At 41.1% G+C, this 389-nt stretch carries 1 protein-coding gene; it reads right to left on the reverse strand.

The features are described from left to right. Window positions 1–389, reverse strand: a 389-nt coding sequence (locus D0T53_RS13445) for a leucine-rich repeat protein (protein WP_163268753.1), incomplete at both ends; no start/stop codon positions are given.

Consider the following 389-nt stretch of genomic DNA (forward strand, 5'->3'; position numbering starts at 1 on the left):
CCCAAACCGAAAATCCTCACAGGAAAACTGGTCAACTCCAAATTTGATGAAAAATCCAAGACATTATTTTCCGTCAAGCTCTGTCTTGAAAAGGCATTCTGATGAATCTCACGCAAATGCGGACAAACACTAAAGTCTAATGAAGGTAATACCGAGGATGAAAAGGCTTCCTCGCCTATAACTTCCAAGGAAGAAGGCAAAATTAAACGACTGCTCCTGAATCCACTAAATGCCGACGTTCCAATATGAGTTATGCCCTTGGGCAACATGAGTTCGCTTGATGGTTGTGCTTTAATAAAAGCACAGGCTCCAATCTTTGTGGTGTTGGGATTCAAATAAACACTACCCTGAAAGCAGCCAAACATAGAATTAGCAATCTCAGTCATGTT

The organism is Dysgonomonas sp. 216 (assembly GCF_010501065.1).
Taxonomy (GTDB): Bacteria; Bacteroidota; Bacteroidia; order Bacteroidales; family Dysgonomonadaceae; genus QVMM01.